The organism is Enterococcus dispar ATCC 51266 (assembly GCF_000406945.1).
GTDB lineage: Bacteria > Bacillota > Bacilli > Lactobacillales > Enterococcaceae > Enterococcus_C > Enterococcus_C dispar.
On the sequence record NZ_KE136354.1, the window covers coordinates 1668574 to 1691988 of the forward strand.

19 protein-coding genes, 1 pseudogene, 1 riboswitch and 1 other annotated feature are annotated in these 23415 nt (G+C 37.3%); of the genes and pseudogenes, 4 read left to right on the top strand and 16 right to left on the bottom strand.

Annotation, left to right across the window (positions count from 1 at the left end; all coding sequences use genetic code 11):
* Positions 1–2: 2 nt before the first annotated feature.
* The 5 genes from RK01_RS08050 to RK01_RS08070 form a co-directional block, all read right to left on the bottom strand.
* Positions 3–797 carry a YveK family protein gene (locus tag RK01_RS08050; protein ID WP_016172799.1) on the bottom strand — a complete coding sequence of 265 codons (795 nt, stop codon included), beginning with the start codon at positions 795–797 and terminating at the stop codon, positions 3–5.
* Between the two features lie 16 nt (positions 798–813).
* Positions 814–1746 (bottom strand): LCP family glycopolymer transferase, encoded by a 933-nt coding sequence (locus tag RK01_RS08055; RefSeq protein ID WP_016172800.1) that lies wholly within the window; start codon positions 1744–1746, stop codon positions 814–816.
* A gap of 14 nt (positions 1747–1760) precedes the next feature.
* Positions 1761–2663, bottom strand: coding sequence for a hypothetical protein (locus RK01_RS08060; RefSeq protein WP_016172801.1), 903 nt, complete (start codon positions 2661–2663; stop codon positions 1761–1763).
* A 461-nt stretch (positions 2664–3124) separates the two neighbouring features.
* Positions 3125–4318 carry a 3D domain-containing protein gene (locus RK01_RS08065; protein ID WP_016172802.1) on the bottom strand — a complete coding sequence of 398 codons (1194 nt, stop codon included), beginning with the start codon at positions 4316–4318 and terminating at the stop codon, positions 3125–3127.
* Positions 4319–4528: 210 nt separating this feature from the next.
* Positions 4529–5299: a putative ABC transporter permease gene (locus tag RK01_RS08070; protein WP_016172803.1), complete on the bottom strand. Its 771-nt coding sequence runs from the start codon at positions 5297–5299 to the stop codon at positions 4529–4531.
* Positions 5300–5538: 239 nt separating this feature from the next.
* Between RK01_RS08070 and RK01_RS08075 the strand changes: the two genes are divergently transcribed.
* Positions 5539–7278: an ABC transporter ATP-binding protein gene (locus tag RK01_RS08075; protein ID WP_016172804.1), complete on the top strand. Its 1740-nt coding sequence runs from the start codon at positions 5539–5541 to the stop codon at positions 7276–7278.
* The gene (locus RK01_RS08080; protein ID WP_016172805.1) at positions 7275–9032 is read left to right on the top strand and encodes an ABC transporter ATP-binding protein; all 1758 of its coding nucleotides are present in this window, start codon (positions 7275–7277) and stop codon (positions 9030–9032) included. The genes RK01_RS08075 and RK01_RS08080 overlap by 4 nt, the downstream gene beginning before the upstream one ends.
* Before the next feature lie 71 nt (positions 9033–9103).
* On the opposite strand, the gene RK01_RS08085 is transcribed toward RK01_RS08080, so the two are convergent.
* From RK01_RS08085 to RK01_RS08110, 6 genes are all read right to left on the bottom strand, one after another.
* Complete coding sequence (locus RK01_RS08085; protein ID WP_016172806.1) at positions 9104–10276, bottom strand: glycoside hydrolase family 3 protein; 1173 nt, start codon at positions 10274–10276, stop codon at positions 9104–9106.
* Between the two features lie 148 nt (positions 10277–10424).
* Entirely contained in the window at positions 10425–10952 is a 528-nt protein-coding gene (locus tag RK01_RS08090) for a folate family ECF transporter S component (protein WP_016172807.1), read from the bottom strand.
* A gap of 41 nt (positions 10953–10993) precedes the next feature.
* A riboswitch (THF riboswitch) is annotated at positions 10994–11096 on the bottom strand.
* A 243-nt stretch (positions 11097–11339) separates the two neighbouring features.
* Positions 11340–11963, bottom strand: a complete 624-nt coding sequence (locus tag RK01_RS08095) for a hypothetical protein (protein ID WP_016172808.1) — start codon at positions 11961–11963, stop codon at positions 11340–11342.
* Positions 11964–12408: 445 nt separating this feature from the next.
* Positions 12409–13302 carry a 16S rRNA (adenine(1518)-N(6)/adenine(1519)-N(6))-dimethyltransferase RsmA gene (gene rsmA, locus RK01_RS08100; RefSeq protein ID WP_411161448.1) on the bottom strand — a complete coding sequence of 298 codons (894 nt, stop codon included), beginning with the start codon at positions 13300–13302 and terminating at the stop codon, positions 12409–12411.
* Entirely contained in the window at positions 13280–13873 is a 594-nt protein-coding gene (gene rnmV, locus RK01_RS08105) for a ribonuclease M5 (RefSeq protein WP_016172810.1), read from the bottom strand. The genes rsmA and rnmV overlap by 23 nt, the downstream gene beginning before the upstream one ends.
* Positions 13870–14640 carry a TatD family hydrolase gene (locus tag RK01_RS08110; protein WP_016172811.1) on the bottom strand — a complete coding sequence of 257 codons (771 nt, stop codon included), beginning with the start codon at positions 14638–14640 and terminating at the stop codon, positions 13870–13872. The genes rnmV and RK01_RS08110 overlap by 4 nt, the downstream gene beginning before the upstream one ends.
* A 658-nt stretch (positions 14641–15298) precedes the next feature.
* On the opposite strand from RK01_RS08110, the gene RK01_RS08115 reads away from it, so the two are divergent.
* Together RK01_RS08115 and RK01_RS08120 are read left to right on the top strand one after the other, a co-directional pair.
* Positions 15299–15697, top strand: a complete 399-nt coding sequence (locus tag RK01_RS08115) for a hypothetical protein (RefSeq protein WP_051113720.1) — start codon at positions 15299–15301, stop codon at positions 15695–15697.
* 183 nt (positions 15698–15880) lie between these two features.
* Positions 15881–16732, top strand: a pseudogene (locus RK01_RS08120) (metallophosphoesterase); the annotation flags it as partial.
* A 489-nt stretch (positions 16733–17221) separates the two neighbouring features.
* Here the strand turns inward: RK01_RS08120 and RK01_RS08125 are convergent.
* The 5 genes from RK01_RS08125 to RK01_RS08145 form a co-directional block, all read right to left on the bottom strand.
* On the bottom strand, positions 17222–17542 hold the full coding sequence (locus RK01_RS08125) for a PTS lactose/cellobiose transporter subunit IIA (RefSeq protein ID WP_016172813.1): 321 nt from the start codon (positions 17540–17542) through the stop codon (positions 17222–17224).
* Positions 17543–17729: 187 nt separating this feature from the next.
* Entirely contained in the window at positions 17730–19454 is a 1725-nt protein-coding gene (gene yfcC / locus RK01_RS08130) for a putative basic amino acid antiporter YfcC (RefSeq protein ID WP_016172814.1), read from the bottom strand.
* A 392-nt stretch (positions 19455–19846) separates the two neighbouring features.
* Positions 19847–20878 (bottom strand): 3-deoxy-7-phosphoheptulonate synthase, encoded by a 1032-nt coding sequence (locus RK01_RS08135; RefSeq protein ID WP_016172815.1) that lies wholly within the window; start codon positions 20876–20878, stop codon positions 19847–19849.
* Positions 20879–20934: 56 nt separating this feature from the next.
* Positions 20935–21186 (bottom strand) — a binding site (T-box leader).
* Between the two features lie 141 nt (positions 21187–21327).
* The gene (locus RK01_RS08140; protein WP_016172816.1) at positions 21328–22035 is read right to left on the bottom strand and encodes a sirohydrochlorin chelatase; all 708 of its coding nucleotides are present in this window, start codon (positions 22033–22035) and stop codon (positions 21328–21330) included.
* 281 nt (positions 22036–22316) lie between these two features.
* Positions 22317–23063, bottom strand: a complete 747-nt coding sequence (locus RK01_RS08145) for an oxidoreductase (protein WP_244874958.1) — start codon at positions 23061–23063, stop codon at positions 22317–22319.
* Positions 23064–23415 lie beyond the last annotated feature (352 nt).

Genomic DNA, 23415 nt, shown 5'->3' on the forward strand with positions numbered 1-23415 from the left:
CCTTAGACACGTGAGCGGCTACGCCGTGACACATCTTTATCTTTATTTTCCATATTTGCAGTAGTCTTTTTAAAAGATGGAATTAACGGTTTCTTTGGAATGGTTGCATCTAACTCTTTTTGAGTCATTTGTGGCACGGTACCCAAAATAGTCAGACCTAAATCTTCTGAAACAAATTTATCGTCTTTGACTGTTCTGTCTAATAATTCCAATAAAAAGGCTAACCCAATCCCAATCATTAAGCCTAAAACAAGACCAATCGCTAGGTTTAACTTATTGTTCGGTGACACTGGGGCCATGCTTGCCGTTGCCTTTGAAATAATGGAAATTTTATTAACTTCTAAAACATCCTTAGCTGTCTCTTGGAAAATTTGTGACGTTGTATTGGCAATATGTTCAGCATTAATCGCACTACTGTCTGTTGCCTTAATTGAAAACATCAATGAATTTTGTTGTTGTGTTACTTCTAGTGCACTTTTAATTTGAGTTGCTGTCATATCTAAATTGTACTCAGATTCCAAACGGTCTTTGACTTGATCAATTACCAAATCGCCGGTAACCAATTCCTTATAGGTATTGATCATCTGTAAATTTGTATTGACGTCATTGGGATTTGTCGTTGCATCCCCTTGTGGTAACGTCACGATTAATTGTGCCTGTGAACTATACTTTGGTGTGATAATAAAAAATGTTGCAATTCCAGCTAATGCCAATCCTACAAAACTACAAATAAAAATTGAAGCCAAGTGTTTTCGTAAAATATCAAAAATTTGTTTCAGACTAATTGTCTCTTCCATTTTTCCGCCACTTTCTCTAGTTATTTACATCGAGTGTTTTTTTCAATTCCGTTTGCACACGATTTAATTCTGTTTCACTTACCCGTTGATAAGAAATACCCTCTTGCATGAAGCCTTCGCCTTGCAACTGATCTTGTTGAATATCTGAAAAGGCACTACGATAATCAGCAGCAATTTTTTTCATATCATCAAAACTCATATCTGTTTTAACATTTTCTTCCATTGCATCTAACACTTCTTTATAACGCGTTACACCATCAAAAGTTAATAATTTTTTGGCGACACCTTCAACGATTTTTCGTTGACGCTCTTGTCGGCCATAGTCCCCTCGTGGATCTTCATATCGCATCCGCGAAAACGACAATGCTTGATCGCCATCTAAATGGATTTTGCCATATTCAAAGGTGTAATTATCTTGTGTAAACTTTTGATCGTTACTCACAGTAATACCGCCTACTGCATCCACAAGTTCTTTCAAACCTTTCATATTGATGGCAACATAATGATCCACTGGAATATCCAGATATTTTTCCACTGTGTCCATCGACATCCCTGCGCCGCCAAAAGCGTAAGCGTGATTGATTTTATCTTTTGTCCCTTTGCCGACAATATCGACATATGTATCGCGGGCAATACTTGCAATTAACGTTTTTTTCAATGTGGGATTAACCGCCGCAACCATCATCGTATCCGAACGACCAACTTCTGTTCGGCCTAAATCCCCCGTGTCAATGCCAAGTAATAAAACCGAAAATGGTTTTTTTTCTGCGATTACTTTGCCTTGATCTTCTTTACGTTTAGTATCAAGTTGTCGCTCGACAGACTCGTATGTTTTTTGTACCGATCCGCTTAAGTCCATATAAACTTTTGCACCAATCCCAACAGCCGCAATTGTGAGCACCGCAATAAAACCGACGATTCCTAAAACAATTTTCTTTCCTCTAGACATTGCTTTCTCCTTTTCTAATAACCAGTATCTGTTTCAGCATAATTATCCTCATAATTGGTTTCTGAATTAGTATTATTTTCACCCACATTTGTATCTTGTGTTTCTGTTCCATAATCAGAACTATCACTTGCTATTGAAGAATTGGTTGAACTACTTAAGCCCAGTTGATTTGAAATTGTAGCGGCTTTTTCAGTAAAGTCTGCCTTTAAATTCTGATTACGTACTTGACTAATACTTTCGACTAAGCTCAAATATTTTTCATACGTTGCGGCATTTGTAACTTTTCCGTCTTTTAACATACTATTAAGTGACTGGTTAATTTCTGCAACCCGTTTTAATTGTGCGTCAGCATAAGATAAATAGGTTTTAACTAATTTTGTCCAGTCACTTTCATCCACAAAACTCAAGCGTTCTCGAATTGCTCCCACATCAGTATCTTTCAGCTTGGTTTTGATGATGACATCATTTTTGGCCTTTTGCCAATCACTGACTGGCTTTTCAAACAAAGCGTTCACACTATTTTGAATGGCAAATTTTGTTTCTGCATCGGCCATTTGCTTATTCAGCGCTTCTTTTTCTTTTGCAATGTTCTTCATATTTTTCGGCATGTCTTTGTCTTCAATACCAAAATCATCTGCGGAAACTTTTATGCCGTCTAATTTGGCACCCGTCTGAGTTAATTCAGCTTCCGTTAAATCTTTTTTCAAAAAGACTTTATCTTTACTCGTGTAAAGTTTTGTAATGGCTACATTTACATCATTAATGGAAAGTTCGTCTTTTTTTACAGCAGTTTCTGCGTAGCTAACTTTTTGTTGATATTGTTTGTTGCTGTTTTCACGATAACCGACAAAACAAATCGCGACTGCTCCTATTCCCACAGCTGCGACTGCGATCGTTTTAATAAGGGGGTTACCCATGGACACACGCTCCTAACTAACATTTTCAATATAGATAACAAAATTGCACAAAAAAGCTCTATCTTATTATACGTGAAGAACACGCACTTTTAAAGGGCAAATCCAATTCTTAAGGAAACTCATTTTGATTAAGAAAACAACAGTTATTTGAAAAAAGTCTATTTAGAAAAAAATTAAAATAACAAAAACCAAAAAACATAAACTCTATTATTGTATCTAGTTATTAAAAATTAAGGAATATATTCACAATCAATGAATAAAAAATTTTTTTTAAAACAAGTTTTATAACAAATTAAAAAGGAATGTTTGCAAAGATAATAGAGGCGGAAACTCTTTCATTTTCGAAATAACCCTGACAAAAAAAATAAAAAGAAATGCATTGCTTTATTGCAGCGTTCTCATTTATTTCCTATAAAAAGTGGTACCAATGTATTGGTACCACTTTTAATCTTATTTGCTTTTTACCCACGAATTGTCACTTGAACTTGACGACGTCCCCATTGGGTACATTGGGCTACTGTTGGAAAATGCACATCAATAATATTACCTTTAATTGCACCACCTGTGTCTAAGGCTAATGCGACACCATAACCTTGTACTTCTACCACAGTGCCTAATGGGATGACACTCGGATCAACTGCTACAGCTTGGGGGTTTTCACGTAAGTCTGTGCCACTAGCTGTTAAATAACTTGCTCCAGCTTCGGCATAAGAATAAGCTGTCGACTCCATCGTTAGTGTGCGTCCACTATTGCTGGAGTTGTCACCACTATTGTTGGTATTGTTGCCCGTGTTGGATTCTGAACTGCTAGAACTTGAATTGTTTTCACTACTATTCTCTTGGCTTGAGTTACTCGTGCTAGATTCCGAACTAGTAGAAGAACTATTGCTACTAGAGTTTGTTGATTTTTCCGCTTCTTCTTGTTTGGCCGCTTGGGCTTCTTTCGCTGCTTTTTCGGCAGCAACTTTTTCAGCTGCAGCTTTTTCTTTGGCAGCTTTTTCAGCAGCTAGACGGGCTGTCTCAACTTCTTTACTTTGAGCAATTTTTTGTAACGTACTTTGATTTTCAGCTAATTGTTGTTTCAAATTAGCAATTTTACCATCTAATTCACTAGCTTCTGTTTCAAGATTTACTTTGTTTGTTTTTAAGCTTGTGGCTGTTTTTTGAACAGTCGCTTCAAGTTTTTCGAGTTTTTCTTTTTCAGTGTTTAAATCTGCCACTTTTTGTTTTTGCGCATTTTGCAATAGTGTCATAGCATAAGCGCGATTGATAAATTCTTGTAGGTTTTTTGCATCAAGTAAAACGGACCAATCTCGTTGTGCTCCCCCGTTTACTTGGATCTCTTTTAGGCGTTGTGCCATAATTTCTTTACGCTTTGCGATATTTTTTTGAGTGGCTTCAATATCTTTTTGCGCTTTTTCTAAAGCTGCTTCGTTTTCCGCGATTTCCGCTTTTGTTTTTTCTACTTGATCATATTTGTCATTCACGTCGTTTAAGGCCATTTGTACCTCGGCGCTGATCTGGTTACTTTGACGTGTGATAGTAGACTCCTGTTCGTTTAAAGAGTCCAATGATTCCGCAGCAGCAAACACCGGGCTAACAAGATTGATAGCTAGAACAGCCGTCAAAACTGTCACCAATTTTTTTGCTTTCACAAAATCCACACCTTTCTTTTCTAATCTCCAACGCCCCTTATTATACAAAGGAAAGGTGTATGTATCATTTCAGTTAGATTACATTTTGTTACAGCATCTGTTCTAGTAAAAGAAAATTAGCGTCTGCTAAAAAGTTTTTTACACTAAAAAGCGAGCAAAGTATTGGCCTTTGCTCGCTTTGTTTTTTCGTAATATTTTTGTAATATAAGACTAATTTTTTTTGTGATTGGTTACATACTGACGCACGTTTTCTAGACTTTTAACGTTGTCTAATTTTAGACGATTAAAGTTTTTTAGCAGTCTTCTTTGGTGAAAATTCAGTCGGGGAAAAGCACTTTCAGCTTCTGGATGTTCTTTAAAATACTGACTTAAGGCCAAACGTTGCTGAACGGTATCTGTTTTCTCATCAAAACTGTCTTTGAGTTCTTCTTTACGCTGATCCAATTCTGCAGCAATTTTTTTGGTCATACTTTGGAAAGAAGCCAAGTTAGCTAAAGTATAACCCAAATCAAACATCATAATCGCAATTAAAATGACCGGCAGATAAAAACCAAAGTGCTCAGCCAACCAATTAACGCCTAACATGACGCGGGGATGAACAACTTTTACAATCAACACACAACCGATGCCCCAAAACAAAGAAACCGGAATGGCTACCCGTCCATTAATATTTAACGGTACGTCATGATAGTCCCACCATGAAGCATGAAATAATTTTTCTAAACCGTAACTTGTGACATATTCCAAAATTGTCACAAGCACAGCCGCAAAGATATATAATAGTAGTAAATTATTATGGAAGGGCCGTAAAAAATACAATACCATTAAAATACCAAAGCCATAAATTGGTGTGATAGGGCCCATCAAGAACCCGCGATAAACAAATTTTTTCGCCTTAATCGAACAAAATATAGTCTCCCATAACCAGCCGATAAAAGAATAACAAAAGAATAGGAGCACTACTGTAATAAACTCATTCATACGAAATCTCCTCTTTACCTATTTTACTACAAAATATTGCACATCATTTATAAATTAATACTATTGTATCAAACTTTGTTCGCTTTTCTCCATGAAAGCCTCTGCTTTTCTCCATTTCCTTCCTAGGTTACAATAAGAAAAGTAGCCAGATTAGGATAGCTTAAGTGCAATAATATCATTTTCACGAGAATATTTTTGAAATTATCAGCACTTTTTATTAAATAGATAGGAGTTTTTCCATGTTCAAATTATTTGTGTACGCCAAAAAATATCGCAAACAGATTATCTTAGGTCCCTTTTTCAAATTTTTAGAAGCTGTTTTTGAACTGATTCTTCCCCTCTTAATGGCACAATTAGTGGATTCTGGAATTCGACAGAACAATAGTAAGATTGTCTGGCAAATGACGGGCTGGATGATTCTTATGTCCCTTGTTGGGCTTTTATGTGCAGTTATCTGCCAATATTATGCTTCCGTGGCTTCACAAAATTTCGGGACCGAGTTGCGCAATCAAGTGTTGAAAAAGATTAATAGTTTCTCCCATACGGAATTAAATTTATTTGGGACAGATACGCTGATTACACGTATGACCAGTGACATTAATCAATTGCAATTGGCCTTGGCTATGCTCATTCGTTTGGTGGTTCGCGCGCCATTTTTAAGTATCGGTGCAGTTATCATGGCCTTTACCATTGATTGGCAAGCCGGTATCATTTTCTTAATCACATTACCGCTATTTTGTCTTATTTTGTTTTTCATTATTAAAACAACGGTTCCTCTTTATCAAAAAGTACAACAAAAACTGGACGTTATTAATGAACTGGTGAGTCAAAATTTAAGTGGTGTCCGGGTCATTCGCGCTTTTTCACAACGTAAGACAGAGATCAAACGCTTTTCCAAGCGAACAGATGATTTATCAGACGTATATGTGCGCGTGACAAATATCTCGGCTCTTTTAACCCCCGCTACAACTTTTATCATGAATATTGGTATTTTGGTGCTCTTTTATGTGGGTGGTTTTAAAGTGAATGTCGGTCATTTGGAGCAAGGGCAAATTTTAGCCTTAGTCAATTATATGAATCAAATGCTGTTGGCTTTAATTGTCGTATCCAACTTGGTAATTATCTTTACCCGCGCCGCAGCATCTGCTAATCGCGTCAATGAGGTATTGGAAACTACACCTAGTATTCCCACTTCCACGCAAGAAGTGACGACTGCTTCAGTGAATACAGCAACAGCTACCCAAAAAGGCGCAATTGCTTTTCAGCATGTCTCTTTTCGCTTTGCACCCCAATTTGGTCTTGTGTTAAAAGATATTGATTTTAAAGTTGCCCCTGGCACGACACTGGGAATTATTGGTCCTACCGGCAGCGGAAAATCAGCTTTATCCCAACTTATTCCTCGGTTTTATGATGTAGCTGCAGGTAGCGTATTGGTTGATGGCATTGATGTAAGGAATTGGCCTTTAACTAATTTACGGGCTGAAATCACGATGGTTCCCCAAACAGCGGTCTTATTTACCGGTACTATTAAAGAAAATCTCCAATGGGGCAAAAAAAATGCCACCGACAAAGAGTGTTGGGATGCCCTTGAATTAGCGCAAGCAAAAGAGTTTGTTGCGGCCTTACCGCAGGGGTTGAATACACCCATTTTTGAAGGTGGCAAAAACTTTTCCGGCGGTCAAAAACAACGTCTGACCATTGCTCGGGCAGTGATTGCCAAACCGCGTATTTTAATTCTAGATGATTCCTTAAGCGCGCTTGATTATAAAACCGATTTAGAATTACGGCAAGCGTTACAAAAAGAACTGGCAGGAACTTTAATCATTATTTCACAGCGTGTTCGCTCGATTCAAGAAGCACAGCAGATCCTCGTACTAGATACCGGAAATCAAGTGGGGCTTGGAACTCATGAAGCACTAATGGTGACTTGCCCAGAATATCAAGCGATCGTTCAATCACAAGAGGAGGTCTCAGCATGAAGCCAAAAAAAATTGATTGGTCCGTAATAAAACGGTTTAATCCTTATCTCTTGTCCTTTAAAAAAGAAATTTTACTTGCTGTCCTTTTAGGTATAGTAGCTGGTGGAACCAGTGTTTATATTACTTACCAAATCGGTCAAGCCGTTGATCAAATGCTTGGCAAAAACCAAGTGAATTTTGCACATTTGTATCATATTCTATTACTTTTTGCCAGTGTCGTTTTACTAACTGTCTTTAGTCAGTTATTTATTCAACGTTTATCCAATAAAATTGCCTATTTTTCAGCTGGGCAATTACGTAAAGACGCCTTTACTCATTTAAACAAGCTACCTTTAAGCTATTATGACCAGACCCCTCACGGTAATATCATCAGTCGTTTTACTAATGACATGGACAATATTGCCATTGCTGTGGCGGCAGTTTTTAATCAAGTTTTTTCCGGCGTGGCGGTGGTGCTTATCGCTTTGGTGGTAATGCTGCGCCTAAATATCATCTTAACTTGCGTTGTTTTAGTCGCGACACCAATAATCTTTTTTGTTAGTTGGCTAGTTGCGACGCGCTCACAAGCTAACTTTGCCCGGCAACAAGAAATCGTCGGAGAAATTTCTGGTTTTGTCACTGAAATGGTGGGCAATCAAAAAATCGTTAAAGCTTTTCAGCAAGAAGCAGTCAATCAAACAAAATTTGAAGTTCTTAATCAAGAATTAAACGTAAGGGGGCAAAAAGCACAATTTTCTTCTTCTTTAACTAATCCTATGTCCCGTTTTGTCGATCACTTAGCTTACTTGGCCGTCGGTTTTGTGGGCGGATTATTAGTTTTAAACGGCAGCGAATTGGTAACAATTGGGGTAATTTCGAGTTTCACCATTTATGCAAGCCAATTTACCAAGCCTTTTATTGAACTTTCCGGTATAACCACGCAAATTCAAACAGCGATTGCCGGTTTGAACCGTACTTTTGAAATTTTGGATCAAAAAGTTGAAACGCCAGATGCTCCTGACGCTATCACTTTAACCAAGGTCAAAGGCGCCGTTTCTTTTGAACATGTTGATTTTAGTTATACCAAAGGGCAACTATTAATTCGTGACTTCAATTTTAAAACGACACCTGGGGAAACCGTCGCAATAGTCGGAAAAACCGGTGCCGGAAAATCCACCTTAGTCAATCTCTTAATGCGTTTTTACGAAGTCGATGCAGGAAAAATCACATTGGATGGTTATGATATTCGCCAATTAACTCGCGATAGTTTGCGGCAAAGTTTTGGTATGGTTTTACAAGACACATGGCTTTTTGATGCGAGTTTGCGTGAAAATCTCACTTATGGCAATCCTGCAGCGAGTGAGAAACTAATTTATGATGCCTTAAAGAAAACCTATATGTACGATTATGTTACCCGGTTACCACAAAAACTCAACACTATTATTGGGACAAGTGGCGTGAAAATCTCTGCTGGGCAAAGACAGCTGTTATCCATTGCTCGCACTATGATCTCACAGCCCCATCTGCTTATTTTAGACGAAGCCACCAGTTCAGTCGATACATTGACCGAACGCAAAATCCAAGCCGCCTTTTTGGCGATGATGAAAGGAAAAACCAGCTTTGTTATTGCCCACCGGCTCGCTACCATTCAAGCCGCTGATAAAATTCTCGTAATGGATCAAGGTCAAATCGTTGAACAAGGAACTCACGAGAGTCTACTAGCTCAAAATGGCTATTATGCCGAACTTTACCATGCACAGTTTGAGCAATCCTAACTTGAAATAGCTTATCTACTGCAAAAATAAACACCGCTGCAATCAAGACTAAATTGCAACGGTGTTTGTTTTTATTGTAATAAACCCAATTCTTTTTTCCAAGTCAAAACTCGTGTGACCGCATTATCCAATTCTTCTTCTGAATACTCGCCGGCTTTTATGGCAGATAAAATTCTAGGAATTTGGACCTGATAGCTAGAAGACATGATCAGATCATTACCCGCTTGTAATGCCGCTAGCCCTGCATCCGCTTGAGAAATAAAATCTGCTAATCCTGCCATATCCATATCATCGGTCATGATAACACCTTTAAAGCCCAATTCATTGCGTAAAACATCATGAACTGGCTTAGAAATAGATGCCGGCTTAGTTTGATCAAGGCTATCCACAATGTTATGAGAGACTAAGACACTATCTGCGCCGGCTTTAATACCAGCTTTAAAAGGTTTAAAGTCTGTGTGACGTAATTCCTTTAAACTACGCGTATCCCGTACAATTTCAACATGTGAATCGCGATTGTTCCCATACCCGGGAAAATGTTTTAATGTCGAGCCACTTTTTTCAGCGGCCAACGCTTTTACCACAGTAGTAACATATTCACTTGTACCTGCTTCATCCAAACCAATTGTACGATCATAAATAAAGGCATTGGGGTCTGTTGCCACATCGGCGATGGGAAACAAGCCTGTATTAATTCCAAATTCATGTAAAATTTTTGCTTTATTGAGGGTATCTGATTTGATGGCTGCAAAACCACCGGCTGCATAAAGAGCTTGCGGCGAAGCAAAAGGTGCCGCTACTAAATTGGGATTCTGACTGACCCGGGTAACAGTTCCACCTTCTTCATCAGAACCAATCAGTAAAGGAATTTTACTAGCATCTTGGTAACTTTTTATTTTGTCTGTTAAACTTTCTTTGGTTTCATTTTCCATATCACGCCCAAAAAGAACGTAGCCGCCTAAATGGTAAGTTGCAATATCTTCTACCTGATTTGCTTCTGGTACCCGGACAAAAAATAATTGACCAACTTTTTCTTCTAAAGTCATTTTTTTCAATGTATCTTGCACGCTATCAAACTCCTCACTACTGGCAGTGGTCGTTTCCTTTGTTTCACTTGAAACCGACTGAACAGTCTCTTTTTCATTGGTTTGGGAATCGGTAAAACCAAAAAATAAATTTAAAATAAAAAATCCTCCCAAAACTAAAATAATTGCTGTTAAAAGAATAATTAAAAACTTTTTCATTTTTTCCTCCTAGACACACACGAACTATGAATTTATCTTCCCCTTATTCTACCACGAGAGATTACAAACCACGCCAAAAAAACCACAAGAATTAGCAAAAAGCCAACTCTTGCGGTTACTTACGTCCTGGGATGGAGGACTTGAGTATTTAATTAGAATGTAGGCGTTTTGCCAACCGGCGGTAAGGCAAAGCGCGCCCTACAATATAAATAATCATCGTTTCTAGCGGAATCATAATGGCCGCTTTAATCAAGCGCGTTGTCCACAAACCAGGATTGGTTAAATCAATCCCGTACATCAAAGACAACCACAATGGAGTTAAGCAAAAGCTAAAGACCACTGTATTGACAATTACGCACATTAGCGAATTTTTTAGTGTAATTTCTTTTTTGTAAAAGAAAAAACCGTAAATTAGTCCACCTAAAAAGGCATTAAAGGTAAAACCAATAAAAAATGGGGCTTTAGCCAATAAAGTATTGCCAATCACATCCGCAATTACCGCACCTACCCCAGTCCAAAAAGGACCAAATAAAGTTGCCATTACCACTTCTGGCACAAAGCTAAACGTGATTTTTAACAACTGGGTTTCAAACCCAAAAACTTGCGACAATACTACCATCAAAGCAATTAACATTGCCATGATTGCAATCATATACGCGTCGACTTTTCTTTTCATAACTTCAGCATCTCCTTAATAGAGCTGCCGCATAAAAATAATGCAGCGAATGCGAAAATAAAACCGCGAATTATAAAATAATTCTTCGTCCCAAGGGCAACATCCCATCCCTCAGACACTTAACGCTTTATTTCCTACTCTGTCATATTTGTAGTTTGTTACAACTACGCCTAAAATATAGCACGAATCATACCTACCAACAAGTTAACGGTCTTACCTCTTTCAAATTTTAAAACGAACGTTAAGGTTCCAACCGTTTACAACTCTTGAAATAAGTTATTTTGACTTTTTCATTGTCAGCTTTCCCTATTTCTTATAGCTGATTGAAACACAGAAGATAAAAAAATCCTGTCGTAAATTACGACAGGATTTTTTTTTTGAACTTTTTTAAGCTACTGTTTTCACTTTACCAGCTACTTTTTTTTGCAACTGCATTGCTTTTGTGAAAACTGGAATATCAAAATGTTTACTTAATGTGCCCGCTACAAAGTAAGCAATATTATAATCTACTAAGCTGTGAACCACACCACCAAAACCTAATAAGACAAAATAGAAATAAAAGACGCCGCCATCATAAGTTCCTGGCGTTCCTAAGTTAATCATGTTAAAGGCTAAAACGACAACTACTTCAGCCGCCGCATGAATTAACCCTAATACGAGATTATACATTTGAAAACGCATATTTCCCAACGTAAACTGGCCATTTTGTAGAACGATTTGTGGATTTTTTTGTAAATAAAGTGCTCCAATTGTCGCAAAAATAACGTGCGTTAATGCGCGTAAAGCAATAATCACTGGCAAGCCTGAAACTAAAAAGCCAAATGTAGTTCCTAATGCTACTGCAATAGCAACTGCTGGTGAAAGGAACATGGCAATAAATAAAGGTACGTGACTGGCTAATGTAAAGGATGCCGGACCAATCACAATTTTTGGCATGACCATTGGTATCATAATCCCCAACCCAATTAATAATGCTGCAATGGTTAGATGTCGCACAGAATTATTTCTCATTTTTTCCTCCTTGAAAAACCTGACGTTTATTTTGATCTCGCACGATGTGTCAAGACACTTAAGTCTTCCTTATTTTAGAGGGAATCATTTTAGGTGTCAAGACATATATTCTATTTTTCAAGAAAAAGGAATGAAAAATTTCATCTCTATTACAATTACAGTCTAATAGGCCCTTTCTTTCCTTCACCTTTTAATTTTTAACAATAATCGTTTGCTTGTTATTCTGATAAAAAAGCTGAACGTACGCCTTTATCTCTCAAGCAACAAGACAAATTTTTGATAAACTACTCGGCAATTATCTTGAAATTTCAGCTTATTGCCCTAAAACGTTCGTTACGCCAGACATATAACCTGCCGTATAGCCTTCTTATCCCTTGTGAAAATCATAAAATCCCCTTACCTAAAAAACAGCTTTCCACCAATTTCGTAGAAAGCTGTCAGTGTTCTATTTTGTAATAGTCATCATGGCATTACTCAAAGCGGCAAATTCACTTAATGACAAGGTCTCACCCCGCCGTTTAGGATCAATGTCCGCTTGTGCCAAGCTTTTTGTCAGCCAAAGCTTAGTGGCATCATCTTTGCCATAAGCATGGAGTAAATTATTCCACAATGTTTTTCGCCGCAACTGAAAAGAGGCTTTAGTTAATCTAAAGAATTCTTTTTCATTTAATACGTTGACTGCAGGCTGGCTACGTCTGGTCAATTTTAAAATGGCAGAGTCAACATTCGGTTGGGGAACAAATACAGTTTTCGGAACGATAAAAGCTAATTTTGCTTCCATAAAATATTGGACTGCAATGGATAAAGAACCATATGCTTTGGTGCCAGGCTCTGCTGAAATTCGATCCGCAACTTCTTTTTGCATCATCACAACCATCTCAGCTACCGGTAAATCACTTTCTAAAAAGTGCATCATAATTGGAGTGGTGATGTAATAAGGTAAATTCGCTACAACTTTTAAAGGTAACGTATTATCCGTAAAATTTTCGGCTGTTAATGTCGTTAAATCAGCTTTTAAGACATCTTGATGAATGACCTTGACATTTTTATAGGCATGTAAAGTATCTGCTAAAACCGGAATTAAGCGATCGTCAATTTCAAATGCTAAAACTTCTTTGGCTGATTTGGCCAATTGTTCTGTCAAAGCCCCAATCCCAGGCCCAACTTCGATGACGTTTGTTGCCTCATCTATCTCAGCAGTTGCCACAATTTTACGTAAAACGTTTGGTTCCGTTAAAAAATTTTGACCTAAACTTTTTTTGAAAGTAAAGCCGTGTTTGTGTAAAATTTCTTTGGTTTTTGAAGGGGTTGCAATATCACGTGTGTCTTTCAAGGTCATCCTCCAGCTCTTTTTTGATTTCCTGCATCGCTGTGTCTAATTCGTCAGCGGTAATACGAAACATAGCCAACCGCTTAGTCAATTGCTTGCTATTTGTATAACCGATGCGCAACTTATCGCCTAATTTTTCCCGCAATAATTTGGCAGAAGCTCCCGCTATTAAACCATAATTCATTAAACTTTGTCTACTAATTAATGGAATTTCTTCTTGGTTGTCTACTGGGGCCACCACTTTTTTTAGTGCCTCCAAAATGGCATCATTACTCGCATGTTCTACCCCAAGACTACCGTATCTGCGCGTGGGCGTGGCTTCTTTGCGAGGTAAAAATGCGTGTTTTGCATCCGGAACTACTTCCATAATTTTTTTGCGGATTTTTTCTCCAGAAAAATCAGGATCGGTAAACACAATCACGCCCCGCGTTTCTTGGGCATGTTCAATTTGCGTCAAAATGGCGTCATTAATCGCCGACCCAATCGTTTCAATTGTGTCTGCCTGCACGACTTCTTGCAAGCGTCTGGTATCGTCTTTTCCCTCAACGACAATGATTTCATCAATTACCGGCTTTTTCATTGCGTAATTCCAAATAAGCGATGCGCATTTTCCCTAGTAAGTGTAGCGACTTCTTCAAACGGCATTTCCCGCAACTCCGCAATTTTTTCCACGACATAACGAGTATACCCCGGTTCATTACGTTTCCCCCGATAAGGCACAGGGGCTAAATAAGGTGCGTCGGTTTCAACTAATAGACGATCTAAGGGGACAAGCCTTGCTGCTTCTTGGACATCTAAAGCTTTCTTAAAAGTTACCACACCACTAAAAGAAATATGCATTCCCAAGTCTAAAAAGCGTTCAGCCCATTCACCACTGCCACTAAAGCTGTGCATGATGCCGCCAATGTCTTTAACTCCTTCATCTTTTAAAATCCGGTAGGTATCTTCAATTGCATCTCGGGTATGAATACTGATGGGTAAATGCATTTCTTTAGCAATAGCAATTTGACGGCGAAATACTTTTTCTTGCACATCTTTTGGATCTTCCATCCAATAATAATCCAAGCCGATTTCACCCAAAGCCACTACTTTTGGTGAAGTTAATTGTTCTTGAAGTTTATCCTCGATCTCTTTGTTATAGCTGCCCGCTTCGGTAGGATGCCAACCAATGATGCTAAAAATATTGGCATATTCTTGGCTTAATACCAAGCTTTTCTCAATTGTTGGGGTATCAAAACCCACTACCGCCATTTCTGTCACGCCAAGTTCTTGGGCGCGTTGTAATGTTTCAGGGATATCATCATTAAATTGTTCTGCGTTTAAATGTGTATGCGAATCAAAAATCACATGGTTCACTTCCTTAAGTATTTTGATCAAAAATCTTAGTAGCAAAAAATTAATTGGAATTTTTCTTTAATAATTTAGCGTTTAACAGATAAAAGAGAAAACGACATACTTTCTTTTACTAGGCGCCGTTTCATTAGTAACTTTAGCACAAAACTGTCTGGGTCTAAAGCAAAGCTACCGCAAAATAAGACTTTTACAAAAAAATTCGATTATCCTTTGGAAAAAGCAAAAAATTGCGTCACAAAATGTATGCACACTTTTCAAAAATCCGCCCTAAGGCTGATTAAAAAACAGCACTATTCTTTATAATTAAAGTAGCTTTTTTATTTGTAATTTTTTCTATATTATCGCTATTTAAAAAAGCGATAATGGACTACTATTACAAAAAATAGCTCCAGCTCTTTTCACAAAGAAAGATTCATCGTGAAGAGCGTCCAGAACGGAGGAACCAATTATCGAAAATTTTAACCATCGCTACCCTCAATTTGCGCATTATTTGCGCCAAAAATATCAGCAGTACACCAAAGAACAAACTTTAACTTGGGGACATTTTCTACTTTTAGCTTTATTTGGCCTCTTAATAAAGTTTAGTTTTACCGGTCAATTACTCTTAATTTTTGCCTTGATTGGTATCGCAGCCGTCATAAGAGGACCACTTATGATTTTGTATAGTGCGGTTTATCTTTTTTTAAGTGGATTATTCCCGCCACTCGGAATTATCTTATCGGCCATTTTATTCGTCTTGTCTTTACTGGAATTAAAACGTAATTGGCAGCTAAATCTGATGGCATTTTTCTTTTATGCCTTTCCCTTTGTAACTTCCTTACTTGTAAAGTTAACAACTCTTGATCCCTTTTGGTTAAAAAACGGCGGGTTGCTGCTTGGGCTAATCGGACTGCATTTCATTTTGCAAAAATTTTATCGTCAAGGTTTCACTAGTCTCTCCCTTTTGTGGTTTCTCATAACTACGCCTTACGAAATGTTGTTATTTATTATTCCGAAAAAGAACAACCGTTTGCGTCAAAATTCTTCAAAAAAACTTCGGAAAATAAAGTGATCATCAGCTTTTAATCATTTTAAACGTCCTCTGTCAAGATACGGAAGGCGTTTATTTTGTTTGTAATGAAAACGAAATATTTATCATCGAAATTTAGCAAAATCTTATCCCATGTTCGATTGCTTTTTACCCCATAATCTTATATTCTATACTAGTTGACAGAATTCCAAAGGAGGCCGTTTTGTGCAGTTGATTCTAGGTATAATCACCATCTTACTCGCACTCGCATTTTATGCATTTCTTATCGAACCTAGTAGGCTGAAACAACGGCATTACCTGATTCGCAAAAATAAACAGCGGGTGTTAGACATTTCTGACGCTTACGATATGTTTGCTCATGAAGGAGATGTCACCATCGCTCATATTAGCGATATGCATTTTTCGCGTTGGTTTAAACCTCGTAAGATGAATAAAATTATTCGTTCAGTGATGGAAATGCAGCCAGACATTATCGTTTTTACAGGCGATTTGATTGATGATTACAAACACTGGCCTAAAAAACAGACCGACCGTCTGATTGAAAAATTAAAACGTTTGAAAGCGCCTATGGGGAAAGTCGCAGTTTTGGGCAATCATGATTATAAACATGGTGGCCAATACTTTGTTAAAGAAGTATTAAAAGAAGCCGGCTTTACGACATTGGTAAATGAAGAAGTTTTTGGATCCGATGCGAAAATTTCGATGAATATTGTTGGAATTGATGATTTAAGCAGCGGCAAACCACATTACAATTTTGATTCTACGTTGGCAGAATGGCATATTTTATTAGCCCATCAGCCCGATCAAATTGAAGCAATCACTAATTTAGCACAATACGATTTGGTCTTATCCGGACACAGTCATGGTGGTCAAATACGGCTGCCTCATCTCTATATAAAAACTGAAGGTGCCAAACGTTATACAGAAAGTTTGTATTTACCAACTAAAAATACGATTTTGTCAGTGAATACTGGAATAGGGATGACCATGATTCCCGCGCGTTTTGGCGTGCCACCCGAAATCGTTTACTATCACCTTTCCAATAAACGCCAAATTTTTGAGAATTTTGACGGTAATTTCAATTTTGAAAAACAAATTACCGAGGAAAAAAATGAAGTCCCAACAGAAGAGATACAAAATGATTACAATACACCGGATCGAACGACAGTACCACTAACGCCGATTAATCCGGAGAAAACATCTGATCCTGTAAAAAAAACAGAAGATAAAGTGAATAAAGTAATTGATATCAATTTATTCCGCCGACGCTATAAAAATAAAAAAATTATTTAATCTACTAAATTACTTACATTTACCTGAGTTAGATTTCAAAATCTAACTCAGGTTTTTTTATCCTTTCTCCTAGATTTGCCTACTCGAAAAAACAGTAAAGCTACTCTGGCTTTTCTGGCATCTACTTTATAGCTTGCGCCCATACAGGATTTCACACAAAAAGTTATAACCATCAAAAGAGGTTTACCTTTATAAAATAGGATAATCGAAAGGAAATAAAAACAGCTGTCAAAAATCTGACAGCTAATCCTTTTATTTCGCGTATTTTTCTTGGTACAGATTTACGAAATCTTCTGCTAATTCTCGTAACAATATTGTTGTCATCAGGTGATCTTGGCCGTGAATAAAGATGAATCCTAATTCCACATCTTCTCCACCCGCTTCTTTTGCTAACACTTCAGTTTGTGCATTGTGTGCCTGCTTCAAGCTAGTATCAGCATCGGCTAATAATGTTTCGACATTTTGAAATTCACCATTGCGAACTTCTCGGATAAGTTTTAAAAGGGAACTCCGGGCATCTCCTGCATACGCTACAATTTGAAACCCTAACATATTCATTTCTTCTTTATTCATTGTGATCCTCCTCAAATAAAAAATCTATGCTAATCATACCACGCAGGCAAATAAATAACACACCACCTCAATATTTCTAATCAACTTCCTAATTTTTTCAAATGATTCTCGTTACCTTTTCTACCTTTACAATAGCAGGTCAACAAGATAATAAAAAAACTCCCTCTAAAAAGAGGAAGTTAAATCGTTACTGTAAGCCAACTGCAATGGCTGCAATGATGAAGATTGAACCTAAAATAAAGAAGAAGCCCTGCATCTTAATTTGGAACTTCGCCCATTTTGCCCACTCGATATGTGCTACACCTAAAACCCCGATTAAGCTTGCTGAAACCGGTGTAAAGGCATCGACGAATCCAGCCCCTAATTGGTAAGCCAAAACTGCTACTTGACGTGAAACGCCCACAAGATCGGCAAGAGGAGCCATAATCGGCATTGTTAACGCAGCTTGTCCAGAATTTGAAGTAACGACTAAGTTGAATAGACTTTGGAAAATATACATTGCCCACGCACCAACCATTGCCGGTACACCACTTAATAATCCACCAACACTATGGAGCATAGTATTTAAAGCAGATGGCATATTGGCATCTGAACCACCTAGAACAAGTAAAATTCCTTTTGCCATCCCAACTACAATCGCCGTGCCAGCTAAATCAGCTGCACCGCCTTGGAAACTTTTGGCAATATCATTCCACCCCATATCGTCTAGTTTGAACAGTACCGCAATAACGCCGGCTGCTAAGCCCATTACAAAGAATTGAGAAGCAATTTCTGGAATGTAATAGCCTTTTTGGGTTACTCCCCAAATAATCCAGATTAAAACTGCTAACATTTCAATTAAGATCAATTTATGACCAAGTAAGAAAGGTTTCTTTTCATCGGTAGTTTTTTGAATTTGATCTCTAAAGTGTGCATCTGATTCGTAAACTTCTGATTTCATTGGGTTCTTACGGATACGTTCTGCGTAAATGGATAAGTATAAAGCAGAAAGTGCCGTAATCACAAACCACATCACCAAACGGAAGGTTGCACCTGATAAGACTGGAATCCCCGCAATCCCTTGGGCCACCGCAACACTAAATGGACTCATCCACGATGCCGCATTCCCTACCTGAGAAGCAACGTAAGTAACCGTAACTGCGACAATGGAGTCATATCCCAGCGCTATTACAAAAGGCACCATGACCATTGAAAATGGAATAACTTCTTCGGCCATCCCAAAAGTAGCACCACCAAATGAAAAAGCAAAGAATAATAGCGGAATCGCTAAACGCTCTAAACCACGAGTTTTAGAAATAAAAGCAAAAATCCCCGCGTCAATTGCGCCTGTACGCATGATAATTCCAAAAGCGCCACCAACGACTAGGATTAATGCGACAATCCCGACTGCGGAGCCATATTTATCCCCGGAAACTAAACCTTCAAAAACAAAGTTTAAAAAGCCAAAGCCATTAAAATCATCTGTACCCCAAATTTTGGCCGTCTTGTGTAATTTCTCTGACTTATCATAAATTTTATCACCATATAATTTATACAGTGTATCATCCGTCAGATTAATGCCATCGAGTGTTTCTTGAGAAAGCTTATTTTCACCTTCTTTTAAGACTCCTTGGACATCTTCTTTGTTAACATCTAATTCATCAAGCTCTTTTTGATCTTGCGCCAAATTTTCAAGCTTATCAAAGACAAACTCTTTATTTAGCGGATAATCATAACGGAAGGTATCTTGTTCTAAGACCGTCCGTGTTGCCACTTCACCATTGGCATCTTTGTACTCAACTTCTGTAGTGGAAAATTTTCCGGCTGGTACAATAAAGGTCAATAGCCACGCCGCAATAACAACCATAAAAATAATGACATAAGTGTGAGGCGTTCGCATTTTTGTTAAATCACGTTTCTTACTGTTCTTCATATCTCTATCCTCTCTTTATACGATAACAATATTATAAGTTATTCTAGTCAAAAATCATACGTTTCTTTTGTAATTTTTTTTAGATAATTGAAATAAGCATTAAAGTTGCTTTTACATCAATACCTTGATAGACCGCCATTTTAAATGTTTTTAATTTCTGAAAATTCAAATTATTACCGCTGTCATTTCTTTTTTAGCGTGTTTGACAAATACTAAAAACGTTCTTTTAATCCGCTTTTTTATCCTAATAAAATAATAACATAAATTTAAACAAGCATGAATACACCATTTTTAGGCAAAAGAATAACCTTAGATAAAAATCACATTTTATCTAAAGTTATTTTATTTCTATCAAAAAATCTTTTTATTACTTATAAATCTTAACAAATTACTTACGCATGTTCGGCGATGTAGCGCACCAGTTCCTCTGTTTTTTCCCAACCAAGACAAGGATCCGTAATAGATTTTCCAAAAACAGTGCCGTCGGGTTCTTGACGTCCATCTTCAATAAAACTTTCAATCATAAAGCCACGCACCATTTTTTTGATTTTTTCGTTGTAATTACGGTTTTCCAAAGTTTCTTTGACAATTCGAACTTGTTCTAAATATTTTTTACCAGAATTATCGTGGTTTGTATCAACCACAACAAATGGATTTTTAAAATTCCCCTCTTCATAACGCGAAGTAACTTCCAGTAAATCTTCGTAATGATAGTTGGGAATATTTTTGCCTACTTCATTTAATCCACCTCGTAACACCACATGCGCTAATGGATTAGAAGAAGATTCGACTTCGGCACCGTTATAGATGAACTCTTGTTTTTGCTGTGCGGCATATAAAGAATTAAATAAAACTGTTAAGTTACCACTGGTCGGATTTTTCATACCGGTAGGCTGATCAATACCACTGGCAACAAAACGATGTTGCTGATCTTCTACTGAACGAGCCCCTACGGCAATGTAGCTTACCAAATCTTCGACAAATTCCAGATTTTCAGGATAGAGCATTTCATCAGCAGTCGTTAAACCCGTTTCCGTTAAAACCCGTTTGTGTAATTTACGTACTGATACGATACCACGAACTAAGTTACTTTCACCGTTCGGATTTTGCTGATGCAATAATCCCTTGTAACCATCCCCATTGGTGCGGGGCTTATTGGTATAAATACGAGGCACCATGAAAACTTTGTCTCCCACTTCTGCTTGAAGTTTTGCCAAACGACGAGCATATTCCATCACTGCTTCTTCTTCATGGGCAGAACAAGGGCCAATGATCAATAAAATACGTTCATCTTCACCAGTAATAATTTTTTCCAATTCCAAATCGCGTGCTTTTTTCTGTGCAGCTTCAGCTTCAGATAATTTGGCCAAAGATTTAACGGATTCTGCATTAATTTTTTTACTAATTGCTTTAAACATCTTCATCTACCCCTTTTAATTTTTATTTTCGCAATAAAAGAAAAAGACCCTGTCCTTTCCTCAGAAAGGACGGGGTCTGAAATAGACTCGTGTTACCACCTTTTTTTATAGTCTGCTCGCGCAAAACTACCTCATCAGGTACAAAAAATACTTATACCCTGGCCCATTTAACGAAGGCACACCATCCGTCGCAGCCTACTTTTTTCGGTGCGAAGTTCAAAGAGGAATTCAGTAAAAATAATCTCGCGCCTCTCAGTTACCGGCAACTTCCTGTCATCTTATTTTTACTTACTATTTCTTATCATCACTTTTAATTATTGCACTTATTGTATCCAGCTTACTTTACATTGTCAAGAAAATTCTAACAATTACTGATACCTTTTACTATCCAAGTATGAGGTTATCAAAGCAATCTTTCATTTAATCTCCTGGACCTTAAAAATACTCTGCTCTTATTAGGGGCTACTTTTAATGCCACCAACTTCTTTTAATCGTTCCCACAGGGCCTTTTTTAATACCTGACTTTCCCCTAAAGAAGGTAAAATAGTATCTTGTTGTCCTCGCAATGTACCAATTTCACTGGTAATTTTTCTTGCTAAAGTAGTATCTATTAAAAGTGGTTGAACAAGTAGTGGGAATTTTAGTTGAGCTATAACTGAGTGATAAGAAAAATCACCAGAGACACTCGCAAAATAGACTTTACGACCCGAAATAATGGTTAATTTTTGGGCCAAATCTTTTAATTCGTCATAAATAGCAGCATCATTCAAATTAGCCTGGGCGATTAATAAAACAGCTTGGGGTAAAAGATTTGCTTGCTGCGCTAATTGTGCAGCTAAAAAATGTAAAATGGCATGCGTGCTACCCAGAGGCTTCAAAAAAGTTGGCGTAACAGTTGTTCTTTGCGCTAAAATTGCACTTATCCGCTTGGGCAAAGTTTCACGAATCTCCGTTGATGAAAACAACGAAACCGGTAAGAAAATAATTTCATGACACCCTTTTGCAATCAGCTCTAAAATATCTTCTTCAAGTCTATTTTCTTCTTTAAAAAAATAAATCTTAAACGGGACAGAAAGCTGTTCCGCTACTTCATTGGCTACATGATGAAGATTTGGCTTTAATTGTTCCTTACTTATTATAAATAAGATACCTTTTGTTTTCATCGAAACACCTTCTTTCATTTACAAATTCGCAATAAAATCTTTTTGAAGAATATAGTATTTGTTTTTTGTCCAGCCGATGCCTTCAGCAAGACTTTTAGTAAAGAAGCTAACTCTTCTTTCATTTTACTCACGAATCACAAGAAAGAAAACCAAACTGTTTATGTTAAGGTTGTTTCCCCACTTTTTACTGGGATACAAAAGAGCACGAACTATGAACAAATTAGCATAAAAAAATGTAGAAAAAAACATTTCTGTCTTTTCTACATTTAGGAGATAGCATATTACATTGCTTTTTCAATTTCTTCATGTTGCTGGATGATTCCATATAACTTTTTAGCCTCAAGTTGGACATCTGCTAAAGCTTTGGCGTTTTCTTTAGTTGCGATAGGAGTAATAATGCTAGCTGCTTCTTCATAATTTCCTAACGTAAGCAATTCTTTAGCCTTATCCAAATCCTTTTGCAACAATTCACCTTGCTTAGTGATGATCATCTCGAACTCTAAAGCTAAAGTATCACGTTGCTCGCAAATTTCTGTCAGATATTGCGCGCCATCATCCGCCTTATTTAAACTTTCAAGTTCAGTTTCTGCTTTAACAAGATTATTTTGCTGTAATGCCATCTTTAGTTCTGTTAAATTATTTTGCCATTCCTTTTTCTCATCATTCAACTTTGTAACTTCTTCTTGCCAAGTACGTGCGTGTGCTTTTAACTCAGCTGAACCTTGAGGAATCTTCAAAATTTTCTTAACCTGTTGGTTTATAAACGCCAAATCCATGTCACTGTCCTCACTAAGGACCATTGCCGGTTCTAACTGTTGCTTGTAGGCCAATGCTTCTTTTGAACCTTTTTTCAGGAATAATGCCCGTTCCACATGAATAGCAGCATTTCGGTAATCTTTTTTTACAATCGCTTCTTCCGCCTGCTCTAATGAATGATGGTAAAGTTGTTGATTTTGATATAAAAAATAGCCACAAGCCCCGCTTGCTAAAATTAGTAATGTGCCCATTATCCAAAATATCCGCTTCACTTGCCACACCTTCCTTTCGCAACCTCATTTTTTTCTAATCTAATTGTAACCATTATGAAAGATTATGACAAGAAAAGTGGTAACCAATTACTTATTTCCAAACTCCAAAGCTCATAGTATATAGAAATATTTTTTAAGTAATTTGAAAATTTTATTACAAGTACCAAGAAGGATATTATCGAAGAGTTGCTTGTTACTCAATTTTTAAGAGTACAAAAACTTTTGGTGATGATCTTCCCGTTATCATCTAGTTTTACCGTTACTCAATTTTTAAGAGTACAAAAACAGTTTAAAACTGAATTTAACAGCATAGCAGGTTTTACCGTTACTCAATTTTTAAGAGTACAAAAAC

Excerpts from the sequence above, each read along its gene's own strand:
- RK01_RS08050 (WP_016172799.1), bottom strand. The coding sequence starts at position 797 with ATGGAAGAGACAATTAGTCTGAAACAAATTTTTGATATTTTACGAAAA.
- RK01_RS08055 (WP_016172800.1), bottom strand. The coding sequence starts at position 1,746 with ATGTCTAGAGGAAAGAAAATTGTTTTAGGAATCGTCGGTTTTATTGCG.
- RK01_RS08060 (WP_016172801.1), bottom strand. The coding sequence starts at position 2,663 with ATGGGTAACCCCCTTATTAAAACGATCGCAGTCGCAGCTGTGGGAATA.
- RK01_RS08070 (WP_016172803.1), bottom strand. The coding sequence starts at position 5,299 with ATGAATGAGTTTATTACAGTAGTGCTCCTATTCTTTTGTTATTCTTTT.
- RK01_RS08075 (WP_016172804.1), top strand. The coding sequence starts at position 5,539 with ATGTTCAAATTATTTGTGTACGCCAAAAAATATCGCAAACAGATTATC.
- RK01_RS08080 (WP_016172805.1), top strand. The coding sequence starts at position 7,275 with ATGAAGCCAAAAAAAATTGATTGGTCCGTAATAAAACGGTTTAATCCT.
- RK01_RS08085 (WP_016172806.1), bottom strand. The coding sequence starts at position 10,276 with ATGAAAAAGTTTTTAATTATTCTTTTAACAGCAATTATTTTAGTTTTG.
- RK01_RS08090 (WP_016172807.1), bottom strand. The coding sequence starts at position 10,952 with ATGAAAAGAAAAGTCGACGCGTATATGATTGCAATCATGGCAATGTTA.
- RK01_RS08095 (WP_016172808.1), bottom strand. The coding sequence starts at position 11,963 with ATGAGAAATAATTCTGTGCGACATCTAACCATTGCAGCATTATTAATT.
- rsmA (WP_411161448.1), bottom strand. The coding sequence starts at position 13,302 with ATGACCTTGAAAGACACACGTGATATTGCAACCCCTTCAAAAACCAAA.
- rnmV (WP_016172810.1), bottom strand. The coding sequence starts at position 13,873 with ATGAAAAAGCCGGTAATTGATGAAATCATTGTCGTTGAGGGAAAAGAC.
- RK01_RS08115 (WP_051113720.1), top strand. The coding sequence starts at position 15,299 with ATGATTTTGTATAGTGCGGTTTATCTTTTTTTAAGTGGATTATTCCCG.
- RK01_RS08125 (WP_016172813.1), bottom strand. The coding sequence starts at position 17,542 with ATGAATAAAGAAGAAATGAATATGTTAGGGTTTCAAATTGTAGCGTAT.
- yfcC (WP_016172814.1), bottom strand. The coding sequence starts at position 19,454 with ATGAAGAACAGTAAGAAACGTGATTTAACAAAAATGCGAACGCCTCAC.
- RK01_RS08135 (WP_016172815.1), bottom strand. The coding sequence starts at position 20,878 with ATGAAGATGTTTAAAGCAATTAGTAAAAAAATTAATGCAGAATCCGTT.
- RK01_RS08140 (WP_016172816.1), bottom strand. The coding sequence starts at position 22,035 with ATGAAAACAAAAGGTATCTTATTTATAATAAGTAAGGAACAATTAAAG.